The following is a 21,191-nucleotide window of genomic DNA, read 5'->3' as shown; positions in this document are numbered from 1 at the left end:
CACGCGTTTATACAAGGAGGTGAATACGGATGAATCCTGACAAATTTGGAGATTTCGTAACTGAAAAAAGAAAAGATAAAGATTTAAGCTTGAGAAAGATGGCGGAAATGCTTGAGCTTTCGCCGGCATATTGGAGTGATATTGAAAAGGGAAGAAGAAATCCTCCAGGTTTATCAAAGTTAATGGAAATAGCCACGCTGCTTGGACTGTCTCAGGAAGAAACGGACTATATGATAGATATAGCATCGCAGGACAGGGATGAGATTCCAATGGATCTGCCGGAATATATAAAAGAAAGTAATCTGGCAAGAATTGCTCTTAGAAAAGCTCGAAAGAAAAATGAGGAAGAAGGTAAAAGTGATGTTACGGAAAAGGCCTGGAGGGACTTTATAAAGACACTGGACGGGGATAAGTAAAAGGGGGGCATTTTATAAATGTATCATATGAGTTTTGATTATTTAATTCTGAAAATAATTCTTTATTAAATGTATTTTTTTTGTTCATTATGATATAATATTATCAAACAGAAAGGGGGAGAGGTATGCTTGAAAAAGTAAGATGTGCAAATGATGGCAAGCGGTTGTTTGATATGGAGACCAAATTAAGTAAAGGACCGCTAATCGAAATAAAGTGTCCGCATTGCGGAAAGATTAACGAGATACATATCAAGGATGGATACTACACTGTAAAATGCAGGGACAAATCGCCGGATAGCTACTATTAATTTAGTAGTTATCTGGCGATTTTTTTTGTTTTAAAACTTAATATAAAACCACTATAGTACCGAGAAACGGAACCATTTTATGAGTTACCAAGGCCGGACAGAGCTAATTAAATTTAGCTTTTGTCCGGCCTTTTTTTTGTTTTAAGGAGGAAGTCCTATGAGCAAAGTAATAAAAGCTGGAAATCATCTGGTGGCTGTGAGTGAAGAAATTTATAAGGAGTACTACAAAATGCTGCGTCATGAAAAATACTTAGAAGTAGACATAAAGCTTGGATCAAGCTTTGTAGATTTGGAGACGGGCAAGGTGAAATACAGGCCCAGCAAAGAGGATTCGATTGAGCGATTGCTAGATAAGGGCAAGGACTTTGCGGACCCAAGTTGCATAGAAGATATGGTGGTTGCAAGGGAAATGACTTTGATCCTTACTGAGGCTGTAAAAAGCCTGGATGACAGGGAAAAAGATCTGGTGGATAAGCTTTTTTATAAAAATATGACTATCAGAGATTTTGCCAGAAAAGAAGGCATTTCTCATGTGGCGGTTATTAAGCGAAAAAATAGGATTTTGCTAAAATTGAGAAAGTTTTTTTCGATTTCTGGTTACCAGGAGGACCTTCATATTGGCTAACAAGTGAAGGACTTATTAATCAGAAGGAGGAATAAATTATGTTTAAGTATGATGAAGAAAGTTATGTAGTTGTTGAAAATCTTTTGGTAAATGCAAAACTTGGTGATAATGATGCTATGGCAGACCTTATTGAAAGGTTAGAGCCGCTAATAGCCACCAGTTGCAGGCATTATTTTGGGTACGTTGATGAAGACCTTATGCAACAGGGAAGGTTAAGATGTATAATACTTGTGCGCAGCTTTGACTTGCTAAGGGGAATCAGGTTTCTTGGATATATGAAGACTATGGTCGGCTGTTATTTTTGGGACCTTAAAAAAGACCATATAAAGCTTGTTGAAAATGAAATGCCAATGACTCAGGATAGCGAGGATTATATGAAGGGAAGGTCGTTTTTGGATCTGGCTTATGCAGATGTAGAGATATATGACTTGTTGCTTGTTTTGACCAAGAAAGAGAGATATATAATCCTTAAAAATGTAATTGGACAGGAGATGCTTGCTAAAGTTGCGCGAGATATGGGCATAAGTTATTCTTATGCCAAGGATTTAAAAAACGCGGCCCTCTCAAAGCTGAGAAAAACCCTTGTAGTCAACTGAAAATAGCTCAGATACATTATATAATTATACTAAGAAAGGCACCTGAAAAGGTGTCTTTTGCGTGATTAATTATGATATAATAATGGTATAGAAGTTAAAACGTGTAAATGATAAAGGAAAAATTTATTTGTTAAGTTAATGAAAAATGAGAGGTTAAAGGATTATTATGAAAATATTAGTAACTGGCGGCTTGGGATTTATAGGAAGCCATACAATAATAGAACTGATTAAAAACAACCATGAAGTAATAATAGCCGACAATCTTATAAACTCAAAGATTGAAGTGCTGGATAAACTCTGTCAGATAACAGGGATTAAGCCAGCTTTTTATCAGATTGATGTTACAGATGAAGAAAAACTTACAGAGATATTTGAAAATAATAAAATAGATGGGGTAATACATTTTGCAGGACTCAAGTCAGTAGGAGAGTCGGTATCTAAACCGCTTGAATATTATTATAACAACCTGGTTTCTACAATGGTATTAAGCAAGGTATGCATAAAGTATGGAGTACAAAAATTTGTGTTCAGTTCTTCTGCAACTGTCTATGGAGATCAACCGTCTCCTCTAAGAGAAGATATGGAACTTAAAAAAACAACTAATCCATACGGTGAAACAAAGGCCATGAGTGAAAGAATACTCACTGATACTGTGAATGCTAATAAGGATTTTGCTGTATCTTTGCTTCGTTATTTCAATCCAGTTGGAGCTCATGAGAGTGGGCTGCTTGGTGAAGATCCCAATGGTATTCCAAATAATCTAATGCCTTTTGTAAGCAAAGTAGCTAAGGGCCAGTTAAAGAAGCTGAGTATTTTCGGTGATGACTATGAGACTGTTGATGGAACAGGGGTAAGGGATTATATTCATGTAGTTGATCTGGCAAAGGGCCATGTAAAAGCTATTGAAAAGCTGGATTCAGGCGTAAATATTTATAATCTGGGGACGGGCAGAGGGACTTCTGTTTTAGAACTGATAAATGCCTTCATGAAAGTTAATGCTGTGGACGTTCCTTATGAAATAGTTGGAAGGCGCCCCGGAGATATCGCAACTTGTTATGCAGATGCAGATAAAGCAGAAAAAGAGCTGAACTGGAAAGCTGAACTGGGAATTGAAGAAATGGTAAGAGATGCCTGGAAGTTCGAACAGCAAAATGTATAAATTAAGGAGAGTATCCAAAGGAAGAATATGATTTTGACCTTATGTTTGGATCAAGACAAGAAGCAAAAACAGGACATAATTGATGATGTGGTTAGACAGACCAATATTGATTTTGAAAATTGGAAGCTTCACTATGAGGATCCAAAAACAAAGGAAGCTGTAGAAAAAGAGCTTCTTCTTGCAAAGCAGTATGGCGTAAACAGTGTCCCATGCCTGGTTATCAACGGGGAACGTCATGTAAGCGGAGCCCTGAAACTTCCTCAAATTATAGAGGCTATTCAATCATAGAAGATAAACTGTGATTTTGTCTTTATCTGCATATTTTATTTGCTATATGCATAATATAGTGATAAAATTATGCATATAGATAAAATGGCAGGCAGGTGATGAAGATGAAAGAATTTAATTATAGGGAAATAAATAGTGATTTAATGGTCGCAGAGATTATGAACATAGTATCAAAAATTCATGAATACAAGGGGAAACAAGAACTGTTCATGAAGGTAAAACCAGATATACTCAAATCTATGCTGGAAGTGGCTAAAATTCAAAGTACGGGAGCTTCAAATCGAATTGAGGGTATATTTACTTCTGATGCAAGGCTAGAAGAACTGGTTTCAAAAAAGGCTGAACCAATGAATAGAGATGAAGAGGAAATTGCCGGGTACAGAGAGGTTTTAAATACAATACATGAGAATTATGATTATATCGCCCCGAGATCAAATGTGATTTTACAGCTTCACAGAGATCTTTACAGTTATCATCCATCCACTAATGGCGGCAGATTTAAAAATCAGGACAATATTATAGAAGAAGTGGATGAGAACGGTACTCGTCGTGTTCGATTTAAACCCTTATCTGCTTTTGAAACTCCAGAAGCAGTAGAAAGATTATGCAGTGCATATATTGAGGCGATCAATGAGGATAAAATAGATCCTTTAATTCTCATTTCAAAATTTGTATTAGATTTTTTGAGCATTCATCCTTTCAATGACGGTAATGGCAGAATGAGCAGACTCATGACACTTTTGCTGCTGTATCAGCAGGGATATATCGTAGGGAAATATATAAGTATTGAAATGATTATTGAAGGAACAAAGGAAAGTTATTATGAGGCACTCCAAGAAAGTTCATTAGATTGGCACAAAAATGAGAATAGCTATTTTCCCTTTGTAAAGTACTACCTGAGCATTTTGTTAAAAGCATATAAGGAATTCTCTGATAGAGTAGAAACTGTAGCAATAGATAAGATGAGCAAATCCGAAAGAGTTAAAGATTTATTCGACAAAAAAATTGGGAAACTTTCAAAGCGTGAAATTGCAGAGATATGTCCAGATATAAGTGTTACAACCATTGAAAAGACACTTTCTGATTTAGTGAAAGATGGATACATCAAAAAAGTCGGCTCTGGTAGAGCAACTGCATATGTTAAGATTGGATAGTTATATGATTACAAATAAAAATAGATTAAAGATAATAGTTTCATGGGTCATTGTACTTGCCTGGATGCTTATAATTTTCAGCCTCTCGTCTCAGGTGGCAGACCAGTCAGATGAGCTCAGCACTGGGATAACAAAGGCCATCCTTAATATGATTCAAAAGCTTGTTCCTTTTTTGGAAATTGGATCTGGGCAGCTTAATCATATCCTGAGAAAAGGTGCGCATTTTACGGCGTATCTTATACTGGGAATTTTGGTTGTGAATGCATTTTCAAAGAGCGGCACATCTGGCAGAAAATCCTTATTTCTGAGCCTACTTGTCTGCATAGTCTATGCAATGAGTGATGAGCTTCATCAGGCATTTGTTCCGGGCAGAGGACCTGCTTTAATGGATGTGATTATAGACAGTGCGGGTTCTTTTGCTGGGATTTTTATTTATAATAAAATTAAATATTGATTTACACTGGGCCTTCTGATAGTATTAAATCAGAGGGCTTTATTGATGGAGGTAATATGAAAAAGTTATTAAAGCAGATTATACTGATTGTGGTTATAGGTGCCGTGGCTGCTGGGGCTACGTTTGTGATGACAAGCCGAATCTCTGAGCGGGAGATATTCTCAAGCTCTGGGGTAATGGAGCAGGTAAAAAATATTTCTGAGCTCAATACGGTGGAGATGTATTTTAATGAAATAATTGATTTTAAAAATGCTAAACTGTTCAACAATTTTGAGATTCCCTTTACTAAAAAGTCGTTTATATTTACTGTAAAGGCCAGGGTAAAGGCGGGCATTGATCTGTCTTCTTTGGAACAAGGTGATATAAAGATTGAGGGAAAAAAGCTTGTCTTGAGACTGGCTGCACCTGTGGTTACCTCGGGAGAGATTCTTTCGTACAAGGCTTATGATGAAAAGGATGGCCTCTTTAATGAGGTGACTACTGAAGACACCTTGAGGGCACTTGAGCTTTTTGAAGAGGATCTGAAAAACCAGGCTAAGGATAATGGAATTATTGAAAAGGCCAAGGAAAACGCCGAAAAATCAATAGGGAGCATTTTTATGATGGCTGGATATGAGCAAGTGGACATAATTTGGAAATAGAAAGGTTTTAGGGGACGTTATGGGCTTCGAGATGAAAGATATTATATTTGCATTTATGCTTACTCTGTTTGCTGGCCTTTCAACGGGCATTGGCTCGGCGCTGGCTTTTTATACAAAGCAGACGAATCATAAATTTCTGTCTGCGGCGCTGGGATTTTCGGCGGGAGTAATGATATATGTTTCGATGATAGAGATTTTTCCAAAGGCAAGAGAGTCGCTTTCGATGGTATATGGCGAAAGCAAGGGTTACATGCTGACTACGATTGCATTTTTTGTGGGTATGGCTCTGATTGCAATTATTGACAAGCTGGTTCCTGAGGGGGAAAATCCCCACGAGATCCACGATGTAACGGAGCTTGAAAATGGCAAGAAAATAAATGAGAGCGAGCTTCTCAGAATGGGAATGTTTTCTGCTCTGGCTATAGCTATTCACAACTTTCCTGAAGGAATTGCTACTTTTATGGGAGCTCTTCATGATCCTGCCATGGGGGTAAGTATAGCATTTGCAATAGCTATCCACAATATCCCTGAGGGCATCGCAGTATCGGTACCTATATATTTTGCTACGGGGGACCGGAAAAAGGCCTTCAAAATGTCATTTTTGTCAGGGCTTTCTGAGCCTGTGGGTGCTATAGTAGGGTTCTTTTTGCTGTATTATTTTGTAAGTGATTCATTATTTGGTCTTATATTTGCGGGAGTTGCAGGTATAATGGTATATATATCACTTGATGAGCTTTTGCCTACTGCCGAAAAGTATGGAGAGCATCATATAGCTATATATGGGCTTATTTCGGGCATGCTGGTTATGGCGGTAAGTTTGGTTTTATTTGTGTAAAAAAGGGGATTTTGGGGTAATGTGAATGGAGTCCTATTTGTGAAAATTATGAAATTTGTAAAAAGCAAGAGTATTTATTTTGGATACGCTCTGTCGCTGCTGAATGTTATTTTAGTGTATTTTTCAGGTGGGACTTCATCTGTGTATCCTAATTTAAACTACATACCGATTGCTATAGTCGCTTCTGGCCTTGGAAGAAAGAAGGGCCTTATTCATGCGCTTTTTACGGGGCTTTTGATGGGACCTCTCATGCCTCTCCATGTTTTAGGCAATGTGATGCAGCCTGCTGCAAGCTGGGTTATGAGAGCGGGCATATACACCACAATAGCATGGATCATAGGTTTTTTTGCTGAGCTTAATGAGCGAAAAACCAAAGAGATGGAAGACCTGCTCTCAAGGGATCAGCTGACGGGATTTTTAAATATGAGTTCTCTCAGAAGTCAAACTCAGGATTTTGGCCAGAGTACAGGGTTTATTGCAATAACGCTAAAAGATTATGAGGCTATAATTGGGTTTTTTGGGCTCAAGTTCAGTAATTCTCTGGTAAGGGAATATGCGATAGTACTTGAAAAGTTACTTGATGAATTTGAGGATGTAAGCATATACAGGCACCATGGTCTGGAGTTTGCAGTACGGGTTGAGTCTGCATCTGATGGGAAAATGAAGAAAATCTATGAAAAGCTCGAATCCATACATGGAAGCACTATAACAGTGGATGAGGTGCCCCTTTATATTGAAAACAGGATGGGAATTGCTTTTGCAAGGGAAGATATTACGCTTGAGATGGGGCTGAGATCTTCACTTTTGGCGCTCCACAAGGCAGTTTCTTCAAACTATATGTTCTATGAGTATAATAAAAAGGATGAGGAGTTGTATAATAATCTTACGAGCATGGCTTCAAGATTTTCGAGGGCGCTCAAAGAGGGAAATATAAAGGTGGCTTTTCAAAAGATAGTACATACATGTGGGGGGAAAAGCGGGTACGAACTGCTTGCGAGATGGAGCAGTGACGAGGGAAATATTGCTCCGGGCAAGTTTATTCCTGTAATTGAGAGGTCGGACCTTATAAATGAGCTGACCAGGCTCATTATTGAAAGGGCTGTAGATTTTATTTTCTTCCAGGGCTCTGAAATGGAATTTGTGTCTATAAATTTTTCTGTAAATAGTCTGAGTATGCAAAATATAACTTTTATGGATGAACTGGTAAAGGCGAGGGGAATAGACCCTCATATCATAGTAATTGAAGTAACTGAGGAAGTTTTTATTGAGACTGATAACATAATAGCTATTATTAATACGGCATCTGCTATGGGATACCGCATAGCTATTGATGATTTTGGCTCTGGATACTCTTCGTACAAATATATAGACATATTTCCGATAGATATCATAAAGATTGATCGCAACATAATCAGTCACATGGACAAAAGTGAAAAGACTAGAAACATAGTGAGAAGCATCGTAAAGCTCAGTCAGGAAAATGGGATGATGACGGTGGCTGAAGGTATTGAGACTGAGGATTTGGCAAATAGATGTAAGGGATTTGGATTTGATTATCTGCAGGGATTTTTGTATCACAGACCGGAAATAATGAAATAATTAGAATATCAATAGTTTTTCGACTATAATCGTAAAACTGTTGATATTTTTTGTTTTTAAGGATATAATCTGTAAAAAGGGGTGATACTATGAAAAATCGAGATTTATATCTTACGCAGCTGATTAATTACAGAGATAAGCCATTGATAAAAGTAATAACAGGTATAAGGCGTTGTGGTAAATCAACTCTGCTTTCTCTGTTTGAGAGCCATTTAATAGATAGTGGTGTTTCTAAAGATCATATTATTCGCATGAACTTTGAATCTTTTGAGTTTGATGAAATCACAGACTACAGAGAGCTTCATTCATATATTGATAAAAGGCTTATCAATAAAAGTGACAGGCATTATATTCTACTCGATGAAGTGCAGCAGGTATCTTCATGGGAAAAAGTGATTAATGCGTTTCTTGTAGATGCCAATGTGGACATATATATAACGGGATCTAACGCGTATCTGCTGTCTTCTGAGCTTTCTACGTTGCTGTCTGGCCGGTATGTAGAGATTAAAATGCAGCCTTTGTCCTTTAAAGAGTATTTGGATTTTACGCAAACGGATAAAGGTGGGAATCTTGAGGAAGAATTTAATCAATATCTTAGGTACGGTGGTCTTCCAACTGTGGTTGAACTGCTGGATAATCCAGATACGATTGGTCCTTTCCTTGAAGGTATTTACAATACGGTGCTTATGAAAGACGTCATTGAAAGAAATGGCGTAAGGGATGCGGCGCTGCTTGAAAGCATACTGAAATTTATAGCGGCTAATGTTGGAAGTATTGTCTCAACTAAGAAAATCAGTGATTATCTGACCAGCAGTGGCAGAAAAACTACAAGTGATACGATTGACAGTTATCTAAAGATGCTGGAAAATGCGTTTATCATATACAGGGCAAATCGTTATGATCTAAAAGGGAAGATGTTTCTAAAAACACTTGAAAAGTATTATATTGTAGATATGGGGATTCGTAATCAGCTGACTGGGCTACGAAATACGGATTATGGTCATGTTTTGGAAAATATTATTTATCTGGAATTATTGAGACGTGGTTACGAGGTAACAATTGGAAAAATTGGTACTTTGGAAGTTGATTTTGTCGCTACTAAAGCAGATGAAAAAATCTACTATCAGATCTCGGCTACAATTTTGGATGAAAAAACCAGGGAGCGGGAGTTACGTCCTCTGGAGTCTATAGCTGACAATTACCCTAAGTATATTCTTACTATGGATAGATCTATATTTAATGATTATTCTGGAATAAAGGTAAAAAACATTATGGACTTTTTGCTGGAGTAATAATAAAAAAGATGCAAAAAATGCAAAAGCTGCAAGAGGTTTTCTCTGGCAGCTTTTGCGGTTATTTTAAATTTTGTGACCAGGGCAGTCTTATAGGTTTGTGTTTACTGCTGTCTTTGTGACTTCTTGCACATATGCCTTTTCAAAGCTTGCAAGCTCTGTCATATCCTGGAATATGATCACTTTGTTTGTGATCATGTAGTTTGCAAGGGCAAGTACGTCTGCACCGCTTATATCGTCTTTGGGATAGGGCACTGAGAATGACCACATATTTCCTGTGTTTTTCTTAAAACTCAGTACGAGATTTTTTTCTACGTCCATTTTTAGTCCTCCTTTCTATTTATTTGTTAGCCATCTTACGCTGTGAGTATCTCTGCGTCGATTCGGCTGATTGATGCGCCGTGATTTTGAAGTAGAAGCATTGCTTCTGCAAATCCGTAGACATGTTCGTCAGTGGCATCGATGTTGACGTTTGTGATTGTACGAGATTTTGTTTGTAAAAGCAGAATAAAGTCCTGCCAAACGTAATAAACTCTTGCTAAAACAATAATAAAGTTTTGCTCCAGACCGATGGCACAGCCACCGGTCTTTCTTTCGCTCCCCAAAAATTCATGATTCAAATATCAAGGAATGTGATAAGATAGGAAGTATAAACCGAGAATGAAAAATCGAAGAAAACAAGGAATCCGGATTGTCCCAAAGGAGAAAAGCCTTATGGAATAAGGCTTTAGCGCTTGAAAGAGAACCGGAAGAAATCCTTCAATCCGGAATGAGGAAAAAAATAAAGGGAAGAAAAAATCGGAAATTAAATCGTATGATTAATGAAAAAATCGGAAAAAGAAGAGGAAGAATAGCAAGACTTTATTATAATTAAAATAAAGTTTTGCTACGAAAAAATTGAAGAAAAATGGGAAAATGGGGGGAAAAAGTCAAAACTTTATTTTCGCTGGGAACGAGGGAATCGGGGTTTGAGGGGTGTGAAAAATCAAAACTTTATTATTGTTTGACATTTGTTATCTCTTTTATACCATCTGTCCCTGTTACGTAGGTCATTTTTAGGGAACTGGCCTTTTTTGTTGAAGTTGCCATATTGTTTCACCTCCTTTCGTTTTGCCTTACACTAATACATATGGAAAAATAAATTAAAAAAGGATGTAATAAAAAAGAAAAAAGAAAAAATAAAAAAAGAAATATTTTTTTGGACGCAAAAATGCCCCGGAAGTTTTTAACTGGTCCGAGGCTTTTTTTATCTTGTATAATTTGGGGTCCTATAGGAGTTCTTCTTTGATATTGACGTCTGGATCTACTCTGTAGATCACATCTTTTCGCTCTACTATTATCTGTACTTTTTCTTTGAGTATTTGGTCTTCTCTGATGTTTTCTATGAGCTCTTTGGCGGGGTTGATGGCATAGGGATGGCCTACGCTCCTCAGCATACTTATGTCTCCGTTGGTGTCTCCATAAGCGTAACTATGCTTCATGTCTATGTCGTATGCTTTTACGAGCTCATTTATGGCGTTTTGCTTGCTCTCAGAGTCCCACATGGGGATTATCTTGCCTGTAAATATTCCTCTTGAGAACACGTAGGTGCTGCCTCTGTATACATCTGCTTTCCAGACTTTGGCCATCTGCCTTACTAAAAAGTCGGGGCTTCCTGATATGAATATAACCATATGGCCCTTTTTTTTGTGCTGGTCTATGCGGCTTCTGGTGAATTTGTATACTTCGTCTGCACGGTTTTGTATAACGTGGCGCGCTGCAAACATTACATCTGAGTAGGAAATTCCTCTAAGTGATTCTTCGTATGCTGAAGATATGCTTTCGAGATAGGTATCGTAGTCCAGCCTTCTTTTTTTGTAGGCTTCTCTTGAAAGGTGGACCTGGTCATGCCATTTGCTGTCGTCAATTATTTGAAAGTCTTGGAGCTTCATGAAGTGAGCGACCATTAGTGAGTCTCTGAATATAGTTCCGTCGATATCAAAAAAGGCTGCAATTTTTTTGTTGTCCATAGGCACCTCCGATTAATGCGTTATTTTTAACTGTTGATTTACTGGGTGTAAGATTTGATTATCTCTATAGCTGTAGCCACTGCTTTGTCCATGGACTCTACTGACAGAGCTTCAAATTTTCCGTGGTAGTTAAATCCGCCTGTGAAAAGGTTTGGAGTTGGGAGTCCTTTGTATGAAAGGCTTGCTCCGTCTGTACCACCTCTTATGGCTTTGACTATTGGAGTCACTCCTGTTTTTTCCATAGCTTTTACGGCAGATTCTACTATGTGCATGACTGGAAGTATATGCTCTTTCATATTGAAGTAGCTGTCTTTGAGTTCGATTTCTACTGTGCCTTCTCCATATTTCTGGTTGATAAATTCGGCTGATTTTTGCATAAATTCTTTTCTTTGGGTAAATTTTTCCATGTCATGGTCTCTTATGATGTATTCAAGAGTAGTAAACTCTACTGAGCCGCTGGCTTCGTCAAGGTGATAAAATCCTTCGTAACCCTCGGTGTATTGGGGTACATCAAAGGCTGGAAGCAAAGCGTTGAATTCCATGCCTATGAGAAGGGAGTTTTTCATCTTGTGTTTGGCTGAGCCTGGGTGTATGTTTACTCCATGAATTTTTACTGTTGCTGAGGCTGCATTAAAGTTTTCGTATTCTATTTCTCCTTCAAAGCTGCCATCGAGAGTATATGCAAAATCTGCTCCAAATTTTTCAAGGTCAAATTTTTCAGTCCCTCTACCTACTTCTTCGTCTGGAGTGAAGCAAATCTTAATGTCTCCGTGCTTAATATCTGGATTTTGTATAAAATATTCTGCAATTGTCATTATTTCTGCTATTCCGGCCTTGTTGTCTGCGCCAAGAAGGGTAGTTCCGTCTGTAGTTATCAGGGTATTACCCTTAAAGTCTGCAAGATAGGGAAAGTCTTTTAATTTCATTACTATATTCAGGTCTTTGTTGAGGATTATGTCCTGACCATCGTAGTTTTCATGTATCTGGGGTTTTACGTTTTCTCCTGAAAATTCTGGACTTGTATCCATATGGGCTATGAGTCCTATTGATGGAGCCCCTTCTACATTTCCAGGTATACTTGCCATTACGTAGCAGTTTGCATCAAGTGAGGCATCTGTCAGGCCTATTTGCTTTAGTTCTTCTAAGAGAATTTTTGCAAGATCAAACTGGATTTGAGTCGATGGCAGGGTCTCTGATTTGGGATCTGATATGGTGTTTATTTTGACATATCTTAAAAGTCTTTTAACCGTTTTGTTTTCCATTTTGTTTCCTCCTTATATAAGCTATACGAGGGCCTGAATTGTGAGCATTATAGCTGCGAATACCCCTATTATACCCATGAGAGGCATGATAAATTTAAGCCATTTGTCGTATGTTACATCTACCATTGAAAGGGTTACAAGGATTAGGCCTGTAGGTGTTATGAAGGCCATAAGTCCTTGACCGTACTGGTAGGCACTTACTACTACTTCTCTTGGTATACCTACTGTGTCTGCAAGTGGGGCCATGATTGGCATGGAAAGCACTGCAAGTCCTGAAGATGATGGTATGAAGAAGCCAAGTACTGAGAATACCAGAAGCATGATTATGGCAAAGATACCACCGTTCATTCCGTCTACTATCTGCGTTGTAGAGTGAAGTATGGAGTCTGAGATAAGTCCATTGTCCATGATAAGGTTTACGGCTCTTGCTACTCCTATTGTAAGGGCAACTCCAACAAGGTCTGCGGCTCCTGCTACGAAATGATTCACTGCATCTTTTTCGCCCATTCCTGAGATTATACCTATTAGAATTCCAACTACAAGGAAAAGTGCAGTCATTTCCATGAACCACCAGTCTTGTGATGAAACTCCCCATATCATTATACCAAATGCTGCTACAAAAAGGGCAAGCATAGTTTTTCTTCTGAAGGTAAATTCTGGAACCTCTTTGTTTACATGCAGGAATCTTTTTTCGATTTCTGTTTTTTGTGAGAATATAAGTGAAGTTTCTGGGTTTTTCTTTATTTTTTCTGCGTATCTTATGATGTATACTACTGTGATTATTGTTGCTATGATAAGTCCTATAAGTCTGAAGGCAAGTCCGTTTGTAAAGGCAATACCTGCAGCATTAGATGCTATTACTGATGAAAAGGGATTGACAGTTGAAAACATTGTACCTATTGATGATCCCATGTAAAGCGCGGCTATACATACTATGGCATCGTAGCCTGCTATCATAAAGACTGGGACCAGGATGGGATACAGGGCTATGGTTTCTTCGGCGAGTCCAAATGTTGTTCCTCCAAGTGCTATAAGGAAGGTTACTATAACTATAAGGAGGTATTCTCTGCCTTTTGTAGCGCGTGAAAGGGATGCAAAACCTGCATCAAAGGCCCCACTGTTGTTTAGTATTCCTATGATTCCACCTATTATAAATACGAACATTATAATGTCTATGGTTTCGTAAACACCGCTGATTGGAGCCTGGATAACTTCCATTACTCCTTGGGGGTTACTTTCTATCTGTTCGTATGATCCTGGAATAGCTACTGGTTTGTAGATGCTTCCGTCTGTAAATTTTTCCAAATCTACTTTTATACCAAGTTCTTCAAGTGTATCTTGAGTTGCGGGCATTTCTTGCATTGACCCGTCTGGCATTGTTATAGAAAAGCTGGATGCATCTGCTTCATAAAGCAGTTTTGCGTATGATCCTGCTGGTATCATGTGGGTAAGTACTGCGGCAAATACAAGTACTATAAAGAGTACGGTATATGCGGTAGGAAAACTGCGTTTTTTCTTGTTAGTTTTCATTTTATTCCTCCTGTGTGGTTTGTCTTGCAGATTAAAGTGCAAGCAGATTTTTGAATGCTAGTGAATATACTTTCATTGCGTTTTTGATATCATCTAGTGTAGAATATTCGTTTGGCTGGTGCTCTGTCTCTTCACTGTGAGGAAAAGCGGCTCCAAAGGCTACGCAGTTGTCCATGGCTCTGGCGTAGGTTGCTCCTCCTGAAGAGATAGGCTCACTTTTTAGGTCTCCTGTAACTTCTTGATATGCATCCATGAGGGATTTTACAAGTGGAGAGTCAAGTGGGGTGTAGATGGATCTTAAATAGTCGTTTTCTGAGATTTCAAAGCCGTGTTTTGCTGCGGCATCTGTCAGTTTTTCCATTACGAATTCTTTGCTGACGCTAACTGGAATTCTGATGTCGATATTAAGTACTTCTTTTTCACTGTCCATGCTTATTTTCCCTATATTGAATTTGAGGGGACCTGACATTTGGTCTGTGCACTCACCAAAGATGTTTTTTGCAAGGGCGTCTTCGTTTATAAATTCTGTAACAAAGTTGCCGGCACTGGTCTTAATACCGATTTTGTCCATGGCTATTAAAAGGCGTATGATTGCGTTTATACCCTTGTCTGCGTCTTTGGCATGGGCAGATTTGCCTGTAACCGTAATAGAGTCTGCGTCTTTGGTGTATTCAAAGCCAAGATCTTGCAGAGATTTTGCTATTTCGTCTGCTTTTGCTGATGTAAAAGTCATAGATGAGGGCACTGAGTTGTAGGCGTCTCCTCCTGAAAGGCTGATGCCGCTTAGGGCTTTGGCGCTAAGATCTACCTGAAGCAGGCCTTTTTCAGCAAATATAAGGGGGAAGTTGGCGTCTGGAGTAAATCCATAGTCTGGAATCTGCTCAAGCTCGTTATAGCGATTGATACATCTCCACAGGTTTTCTTCGTCTGTTCCAAATATAAATCTAACTTTTTTGTTTACCTGGAGGCCACTTTCTACTGCGGCTTTGAAGGCATACATAGCTGTCAGGGTAGGTCCCTTGTCGTCTTGGACTCCTCTGCCGTATACTCTGCCATCTTTTAGCGTGACTTCAAAGGGAGGGTTGGTCCAGTGTTTGAGGTCGCCTGCTGGGACTACATCAAGGTGGCCAAGTACTCCTATCATAGTATCGCCGCTTCCATAATCTGCATAGCCATAGTAGCCCTTTGGATCGTAGTAGGTAGCAAATCCAAGTTTCTCGGCTATAGAGAGCATTTCTTTTAGAGCCTTGTCTATATTTTCTCCAAAAGGATAGGGACTGTCATCTTTTGCGTATACGCTTGGGATGCTTATAAGGCTTTGAAGGTCTTCCAAAAACTGGTCAAAATTTGCCTCGATTAGTTTTTTCATTTGTTGCTCCTTTCTAATTATTCTAATTATAGTATTATGAAAAGGTTTTTTCTGTAGTGCAGACTACAAATGCTTGATGATTTATTTATACCCTTATTATATTAAACCAAAATATTGGTCATTTTTTTGAGGGTCTCTATGTCTTTTATTATTATTTTTCGATTTATTATGTCGATGAGTCCTTTTTCTTTGAAGTCATTTATTGCCTTGGTTACGGTTATCCTGTTGAGTCCCAGCCGATTTGCGATTTCTTCATGGGTGAGTATTATGCTGATACTGCTCTTGTCGGCCCCATCTTCGGTGTAGTAGAGCCTGACCAAAAAATCTGCAAGTCTTCCTGAGGAGTCGTTAAAGTGAAAGCTTGCCAGCTCTGACATGATGGCGCGGTACTTGCGGATCATGCTTATCATAAAGTAGTGATATACCTGGGGGTCTTCTTTGAGCTTGGATTCTACAAATTTGCGGTTTACGACAGAGACTATGCCTTTTGTTACGGCCTTGTTGAGGGCAAAGGTGCTGGTCTTGTCAAAAAAAGCCATTTCTCCAAATATGTTTCCTTCAACCACCCTGAAAAAAATTATTTCATCTCCTTCCTTGGAGTGCATTATCTGATTGAGCTCACCTTCTAATAGTATGTATATGGATTCAAAGTCTTCTTGCTTTATTATCTCGCCTTTTTTAAAGCGGATTAACTTTCCGTGGGAGGCAAGGTTTTTTAAAAAAAAGTCATCCATCTTTTTTTGGACTTCCTGATCGAATATATCTTCGTACATAATATAATTCCTTTCATTTTTTGTAATATTATAACATATATAAATATTGACATGTGGATAAAATTGTGGATACTGTGGATAAATCTGTGGGTAAAGGGGCTGAGCCTGTACATAAAAACTGGATAAGTCCTGGAGATATTGAAAATGCTGACTTGCACAATATGTGGTATTTTTGACTTTAAAATGCTTACAAAACACAATATATTGTGCTTTCAAAATATAATATGTTGTGGTATAATTCTATAATGAGATTGAGAGAAATATAGGGCTTGAAGAAAGGGACGTATAAAGATGAAGGTAGAAAAAAGGAATAAATCGCTGGTGGATTTTGATGCATCAAAGATTAAAAGAGCGATTGAAAAGGCTATGGCTGAGACCATAGACGGAGTGGATTCAAATCTGTCTGCGCAGATAGCTGGCAAGATTGAGACGGCTTTTGAGAAGGAAAAAGACATAATTCATATTGAAGATATACAAGACATGGTGGAGATGCTTCTTATGGATTCCATAAGAAAAGATGTTGCCAAGAGATATATAATATACAGAGCTGAAAGAGACAGGGCAAGAATAAACAAAAAGGATGAAGATTCTCATCTGAGCGAGGACTTTATAAGCCAGTACAAGCACAGCATAGCGCCTATGGGAGAACTGGGAGCTTTTGTTTTTTACCGTACTTATTCAAGATTCCTTAATAATGAGGGAAGAAGAGAGTACTGGCATGAGACTGTAAAGCGAGCTGTGGAGTACAATACTTCTATTGCCCCGACTACAAAAGAAGAGGCTGAGCAGCTTTATGATAACGTGTTTAATCTGAGACAGTTTCTTTCGGGAAGGACTTTTTGGATTGGAAATACAGACGTAAGCAAGAATTATCCTCTGGCAAACTTTAACTGTGCCTTTGAGGTTATAGATTCGTTCAAGTCATTCAAAGACCTGTTTTACCTGCTGATGCTTGGATGCGGGGTTGGGGTAAGGGTCCTTGATGAAGATGTTGCGGGGATGTCCAAGGTAAGGACTGATTACGGCATAATCCATCAGGATTATACACCAAAGTCACGCATTGAGAGAATGGAGAATACCTCGCTCAACTTTTTTGCTGATGACAGCTGTGAGATTGTGGTTGGAGACTCCAAAGAGGGCTGGATAGAGTCGCTTTCTTTTTATTTTGAGCTTATAACTGAGCACAACTATAGAGGCATAAAGAATATATTCATAGATTATTCTAATGTAAGAGAAAAAGGCGAAAGACTGAGAAAGTTTGGTGGAACGGCCAGTGGGCATGAGAGTCTTAAAAACATGTTCCGCAAGATAGACAAGGTTATAAAGAAAAGAGCACTGAGCATAAGCCAGAAGAAGGTAAGGCTTAATTCTGTAGACTGCATGGACATAGCCAACATAATTGGTGAGAACGTGGTAGTTGGCGGGGTTAGACGTACTGCTGAGATGGTTATAATAGATCAAAACGACAAGGAAGCGATAAATGCAAAATCTGAGCTTTATACTTTTGAAAATAATAAGTGGCAGATAAATCAAGACATTGCCCACAGACAGATGAGTAATAACTCTATTTATTTCACTAGCAAGCCATCAAGAAAAGAGCTTCATCTTCAGCTTGAGCGTATGAGATATTCTGGCGAGCCTGGATTTATAAATCATGAGTCTGCTTCAAAACGAAGAGATAACATGAAAGGTGTCAATCCATGTGGAGAGATCCTTCTTGATTCAAAGGGAGTATGCAACCTTACAACTATAAATGTCATGGCCTTTGTGGTAGATGGGAAAATAGATGTAGAGTCGCTGCTTAAGGCTCAAAGACTTTCTGCAAGAGCTGGATACAGGATGACTATGCTTGAGCTTGAGCTTCCTGAGTGGGACAAGACTCAAAAAAGAGACAGACTGCTGGGATGTTCGCTTACTGGATGGCAGGACATGGTAAATGAGACAAAAATAGACAAGTCTGGTGAAGCTGACCTGCTTAGACAGATGAGAAAAGCTGCAAGAGATGCTGCGGATGAGTATGCAAGAGAGCTTGGACAAAATGCTCCTCTGCTTGTAACTACTGTAAAGCCTGAAGGAACACTTTCTCAGCTTCCTACAGTATCTAGTGGAGTTCACTATTCGCATTCACCATATTTTGTAAGAAGAGTAAGAATATCTTCGAGCGATCCGCTTCTTAAGGTTTGTGAGGAGCTTGGATATCCGGTATTCCCAGAGGTTGGTCAAGACATGGAGACGGCTTCGACAAAGGTAGTGGAGTTCCCTGTAAAGGCTCCTGAGGGAAGAACCAAGTATGATGTAACTGCAGTGGAACAGCTGGATAATTATATGATGTTTATGGAAAACTATGTAGACCACAACTGCTCAATAACAGTTCACGTAAGAGAAAATGAGTGGGAAGCTGTTGAGGAATATGTATGGGAGAAATGGGATAAGATAGTTGCGGTATCCTTTATTCCGCTAAATGATGCTTTTTATGAATTGCTACCATATGAGTCTATTACTGAGCAAGAATTCCATGACAGAAAAGCGGCTATGAAACCCTTTATACCTTCATTAATAAGCAAGTACGAGACTAGAGAAGAAGAGTACGAACTTGAAAATGACGGCTGTGAGAGTGGAATCTGCCCTGTAAGATAAAAAAACCTCCTGATATAGAAACTTATTTACTGTTTTGTTTATTTAAGATATAATTGAAGAGATAATGTGATTATCGATAAAAATGATTATTGTTGCCAACAGGGCACAGTGCAGGAGGATATTATGAGCGATATGGAATTTAAAAATGATTTTGAAGAGGAAGAGCCGATAGTTCTTAACCTTATACTTGATGATGGAGAAGAAGTGGCATGTGAAGTTATTGGAATCTTTGAAGTTGAGGGAAAAGAGTATATTGCTCTTGTACCTGAAAATGATGACAGAGTGCTTATCTACATCTACAACGAACTTGAAAATGATGAGATAGATCTTCAAAATATTGAAGAGGATTCAGAGTTTGAAAAAGTTACTGAAGCTTTTTGGGAAGTCTTTGGAGACGAAGATTTTGAAAGAGAAGAAGAAGCAGAAAAAAAATAAGAAGATAAAAATCAAAAACTTATTAACAAAAAAGGAACCCGCGGGTTCCTTTTTTTTGAATGAAATATAAATAAAAACATTGACTATTTAAACGTTTATGTTTAAAATATAAATTAAGGATGGTGATAATTATGAGGATAGACGAGCAAATAAAGATTCTTTGTATAAAGCTGGATATAAACATTTCCGAAATTGGCAGAAGATTAAATAAGACGCCTCAGGCTTTTAGTCAGAAAATAAAGCGTGGGAAATTTAGTATAGATGATTTACTCGATATAGCAATGGTAACCGGTTGTAAGCTTGAATGCAGCTTTGTTTTACCAGATGGGGAAAAAATTATTATAAAGTAAGGAGCTAAATATGATTCATTATATTGAAGGTGATATATTCAACAGCCCAGCGCAGGTAATCGTGAATACAGTTAATACAGTTGGAGTGATGGGAAAAGGGCTGGCTCTTGCCTTTAAACAGAGATATCCTAAAATGTTTGTATCTTATAGAAATGCGTGTGAGAAGAAACAGTTAACGGTTGGAAAACTAATGCTCTTTCAAGCTCCGGACTATTGGGTGCTTCTTTTTCCAACAAAAGAAAACTGGAGAAATCCATCTAAACTTGAATATATTGAAAAGGGACTTATGAAATTTGTGAATACTTATGCTGAAAAGAACATTACTTCAATAGCATTTCCAAAGCTTGGATGTGGAAATGGGGAGCTGAACTGGGATGAAGTGAGGCCTTTAATGGAAAAATATTTGAAGCCATTGCCAATTGACGTATATATATATATTGGACCAGGACAAAGTTACCTGCCCGAACATAAGAAGACTGATGAAACTATGGACTGGCTGAAGATGAATTCCAGAGATATGTCTTTTGATGGGATAAAAGACGATATATTGAGTAAAACTCAAATATTACCCTACGAATTTGTGCTTTCTGATGAAAAATATAGTTTGAAGTGGGAAAATGGGTTGAAATTCATGAATAGAGATAATGAATCATCATTATTTATAAGTGAAGACGAATTCTTCAAGATATGGGACTATATCCGAAGCAAGGGTGTATTCTCGATATCATCAAACCAGAAAGTTATGCTCTTGACATTTGCGCTCATTGAGTCACTGGGATATATATCTAAGGTAAGGATCAGTAGAGACAAAAATGAAGAAATGACAGATGGATATCAGTTTAATGAAGGTGCAGGAAGAATGTACTCAATGAAAGGAAGCTTATGATGGAATACGTGGATATCATAAAAGAAAACTGCGAAAATCATTGTTCAGTCAAATGGTGGCCTAAGTTTGCTTACCACTATACCGATGTTTCAAATGCCGTGAGTATTCTGAGTTCGGGTTTTTTGTATAGCCGTGTACAATCTGAAAAAATGAATTTGATGAAGAATAATAATGCAAGCAGACAGGTCATCGATATGACAAAAACGGGAGAAATATCAAATGTAAGATTTTATCAGTAGTGCCGAGAATACCCCCGCCTCTAAGTCTCCTTGCTCGCTTTAGCGAGAATGAAGGCGGGAGATGAATCGGTTGCAAGTGTTACAAGTATAGATAATAGTGGTATAATATTACTATATTAACATTGAGGCGAGGTGAAGAAAATGTTGAAACACAAAGCATACAAATTTAGAATATATCCTACACAAGAACAGGTTGTTCTAATCAACAAAACTATAGGTTGTAGCCGATTTGTGTTTAATTTCTCACTTTCACAGCAAAAAAATGAAGAGCATCTTTGGTATCTCGCAGAAGAAATGTACCAAAGCGGTCAACTTCTATTTAATAAATATAAAA

25 protein-coding genes are annotated in these 21,191 nt (G+C 38.2%); 18 read left to right on the top strand and 7 right to left on the bottom strand.

Annotation, left to right across the window (positions count from 1 at the left end; translation table 11 throughout):
* Positions 1-29: 29 nt before the first annotated feature.
* From G558_RS0110215 to G558_RS0110160, 12 genes are all read left to right on the top strand, one after another.
* The gene (locus tag G558_RS0110215; protein ID WP_028830084.1) at positions 30-416 is read left to right on the top strand and encodes a helix-turn-helix domain-containing protein; all 387 of its coding nucleotides are present in this window, start codon (positions 30-32) and stop codon (positions 414-416) included.
* A 125-nt stretch (positions 417-541) separates the two neighbouring features.
* Positions 542-724, top strand: a complete 183-nt coding sequence (locus tag G558_RS0110210) for a hypothetical protein (RefSeq protein WP_028830083.1) — start codon at positions 542-544, stop codon at positions 722-724.
* A 157-nt stretch (positions 725-881) separates the two neighbouring features.
* On the top strand, positions 882-1,349 hold the full coding sequence (locus tag G558_RS13025; RefSeq protein WP_051188642.1) for a sigma-70 family RNA polymerase sigma factor: 468 nt from the start codon (positions 882-884) through the stop codon (positions 1,347-1,349).
* Between the two features lie 38 nt (positions 1,350-1,387).
* A complete protein-coding gene (locus G558_RS0110200) occupies positions 1,388-1,945 on the top strand; it encodes a helix-turn-helix domain-containing protein (protein ID WP_028830082.1) in 558 nt (185 codons plus the stop codon).
* 166 nt (positions 1,946-2,111) lie between these two features.
* On the top strand, positions 2,112-3,104 hold the full coding sequence (gene galE / locus G558_RS0110195; protein WP_028830081.1) for a UDP-glucose 4-epimerase GalE: 993 nt from the start codon (positions 2,112-2,114) through the stop codon (positions 3,102-3,104).
* Between the two features lie 33 nt (positions 3,105-3,137).
* Complete coding sequence (locus G558_RS13020) at positions 3,138-3,392, top strand: DsbA family oxidoreductase (protein WP_169337720.1); 255 nt, start codon at positions 3,138-3,140, stop codon at positions 3,390-3,392.
* Between the two features lie 98 nt (positions 3,393-3,490).
* Complete coding sequence (locus G558_RS0110185; RefSeq protein ID WP_330363851.1) at positions 3,491-4,546, top strand: Fic family protein; 1,056 nt, start codon at positions 3,491-3,493, stop codon at positions 4,544-4,546.
* Between the two features lie 4 nt (positions 4,547-4,550).
* A complete protein-coding gene (locus tag G558_RS0110180) occupies positions 4,551-5,000 on the top strand; it encodes a VanZ family protein (RefSeq protein WP_036931903.1) in 450 nt (149 codons plus the stop codon).
* Positions 5,001-5,056: 56 nt separating this feature from the next.
* Positions 5,057-5,641, top strand: coding sequence for a DUF4230 domain-containing protein (locus G558_RS0110175; RefSeq protein WP_028830077.1), 585 nt, complete (start codon positions 5,057-5,059; stop codon positions 5,639-5,641).
* Between the two features lie 19 nt (positions 5,642-5,660).
* Complete coding sequence (zupT, locus tag G558_RS0110170) at positions 5,661-6,476, top strand: zinc transporter ZupT (RefSeq protein WP_028830076.1); 816 nt, start codon at positions 5,661-5,663, stop codon at positions 6,474-6,476.
* Positions 6,477-6,524: 48 nt separating this feature from the next.
* A complete protein-coding gene (locus tag G558_RS0110165) occupies positions 6,525-8,075 on the top strand; it encodes an EAL domain-containing protein (protein WP_242825232.1) in 1,551 nt (516 codons plus the stop codon).
* An 89-nt stretch (positions 8,076-8,164) separates the two neighbouring features.
* Positions 8,165-9,367, top strand: a complete 1,203-nt coding sequence (locus tag G558_RS0110160) for an ATP-binding protein (RefSeq protein ID WP_028830074.1) — start codon at positions 8,165-8,167, stop codon at positions 9,365-9,367.
* Between the two features lie 90 nt (positions 9,368-9,457).
* Here G558_RS0110160 and G558_RS0110155 read toward each other — a convergent pair whose 3' ends face one another.
* The 7 genes from G558_RS0110155 to G558_RS0110120 all read right to left on the bottom strand — a co-directional run bounded on the left by G558_RS0110155 (position 9,458) and on the right by G558_RS0110120 (position 16,310).
* The gene (locus G558_RS0110155; RefSeq protein WP_028830073.1) at positions 9,458-9,688 is read right to left on the bottom strand and encodes a DUF2922 domain-containing protein; all 231 of its coding nucleotides are present in this window, start codon (positions 9,686-9,688) and stop codon (positions 9,458-9,460) included.
* 35 nt (positions 9,689-9,723) lie between these two features.
* Positions 9,724-9,972, bottom strand: a complete 249-nt coding sequence (locus G558_RS14575; RefSeq protein WP_456300026.1) for a DUF1659 domain-containing protein — start codon at positions 9,970-9,972, stop codon at positions 9,724-9,726.
* Positions 9,973-10,635: 663 nt separating this feature from the next.
* Complete coding sequence (locus G558_RS0110140) at positions 10,636-11,376, bottom strand: HAD family hydrolase (RefSeq protein ID WP_028830071.1); 741 nt, start codon at positions 11,374-11,376, stop codon at positions 10,636-10,638.
* A 38-nt stretch (positions 11,377-11,414) separates the two neighbouring features.
* The gene (gene pepT, locus G558_RS0110135; protein ID WP_028830070.1) at positions 11,415-12,638 is read right to left on the bottom strand and encodes a peptidase T; all 1,224 of its coding nucleotides are present in this window, start codon (positions 12,636-12,638) and stop codon (positions 11,415-11,417) included.
* A 21-nt stretch (positions 12,639-12,659) separates the two neighbouring features.
* Positions 12,660-14,168 (bottom strand): YfcC family protein, encoded by a 1,509-nt coding sequence (locus G558_RS0110130; RefSeq protein WP_028830069.1) that lies wholly within the window; start codon positions 14,166-14,168, stop codon positions 12,660-12,662.
* Between the two features lie 31 nt (positions 14,169-14,199).
* Positions 14,200-15,537 (bottom strand): Sapep family Mn(2+)-dependent dipeptidase, encoded by a 1,338-nt coding sequence (locus G558_RS0110125; RefSeq protein ID WP_028830068.1) that lies wholly within the window; start codon positions 15,535-15,537, stop codon positions 14,200-14,202.
* 101 nt (positions 15,538-15,638) lie between these two features.
* Positions 15,639-16,310 (bottom strand): Crp/Fnr family transcriptional regulator, encoded by a 672-nt coding sequence (locus tag G558_RS0110120; protein WP_036931902.1) that lies wholly within the window; start codon positions 16,308-16,310, stop codon positions 15,639-15,641.
* Positions 16,311-16,601: 291 nt separating this feature from the next.
* Here G558_RS0110120 and nrdJ point away from each other — a divergent pair, with 291 nt between their 5' ends.
* The 6 genes from nrdJ to G558_RS14375 form a co-directional block, all read left to right on the top strand.
* A complete protein-coding gene (gene nrdJ / locus G558_RS0110115; protein WP_028830066.1) occupies positions 16,602-18,947 on the top strand; it encodes a ribonucleoside-triphosphate reductase, adenosylcobalamin-dependent in 2,346 nt (781 codons plus the stop codon).
* A 123-nt stretch (positions 18,948-19,070) separates the two neighbouring features.
* On the top strand, positions 19,071-19,382 hold the full coding sequence (locus tag G558_RS0110110; protein ID WP_028830065.1) for a DUF1292 domain-containing protein: 312 nt from the start codon (positions 19,071-19,073) through the stop codon (positions 19,380-19,382).
* A gap of 131 nt (positions 19,383-19,513) precedes the next feature.
* Positions 19,514-19,732 (top strand): DNA-binding protein, encoded by a 219-nt coding sequence (locus G558_RS0110105; RefSeq protein WP_028830064.1) that lies wholly within the window; start codon positions 19,514-19,516, stop codon positions 19,730-19,732.
* A gap of 10 nt (positions 19,733-19,742) precedes the next feature.
* Positions 19,743-20,618 (top strand): macro domain-containing protein, encoded by an 876-nt coding sequence (locus G558_RS13490; RefSeq protein ID WP_051188641.1) that lies wholly within the window; start codon positions 19,743-19,745, stop codon positions 20,616-20,618.
* Positions 20,615-20,857: a DarT ssDNA thymidine ADP-ribosyltransferase family protein gene (locus tag G558_RS0110095; protein WP_156888550.1), complete on the top strand. Its 243-nt coding sequence runs from the start codon at positions 20,615-20,617 to the stop codon at positions 20,855-20,857. Before G558_RS13490 ends, G558_RS0110095 begins: the two co-directional genes overlap by 4 nt.
* 141 nt (positions 20,858-20,998) lie before the next feature.
* A partial coding sequence (locus G558_RS14375; protein ID WP_028829886.1) for a helix-turn-helix domain-containing protein occupies positions 20,999-21,191 on the top strand: 193 nt, incomplete at its 3' end.

The organism is Proteocatella sphenisci DSM 23131 (genome assembly GCF_000423525.1).
In the GTDB taxonomy this organism is placed as follows: domain Bacteria; phylum Bacillota; class Clostridia; order Peptostreptococcales; family Filifactoraceae; genus Proteocatella; species Proteocatella sphenisci.
This window is presented reverse-complemented; position numbering and strand designations above follow the sequence as displayed.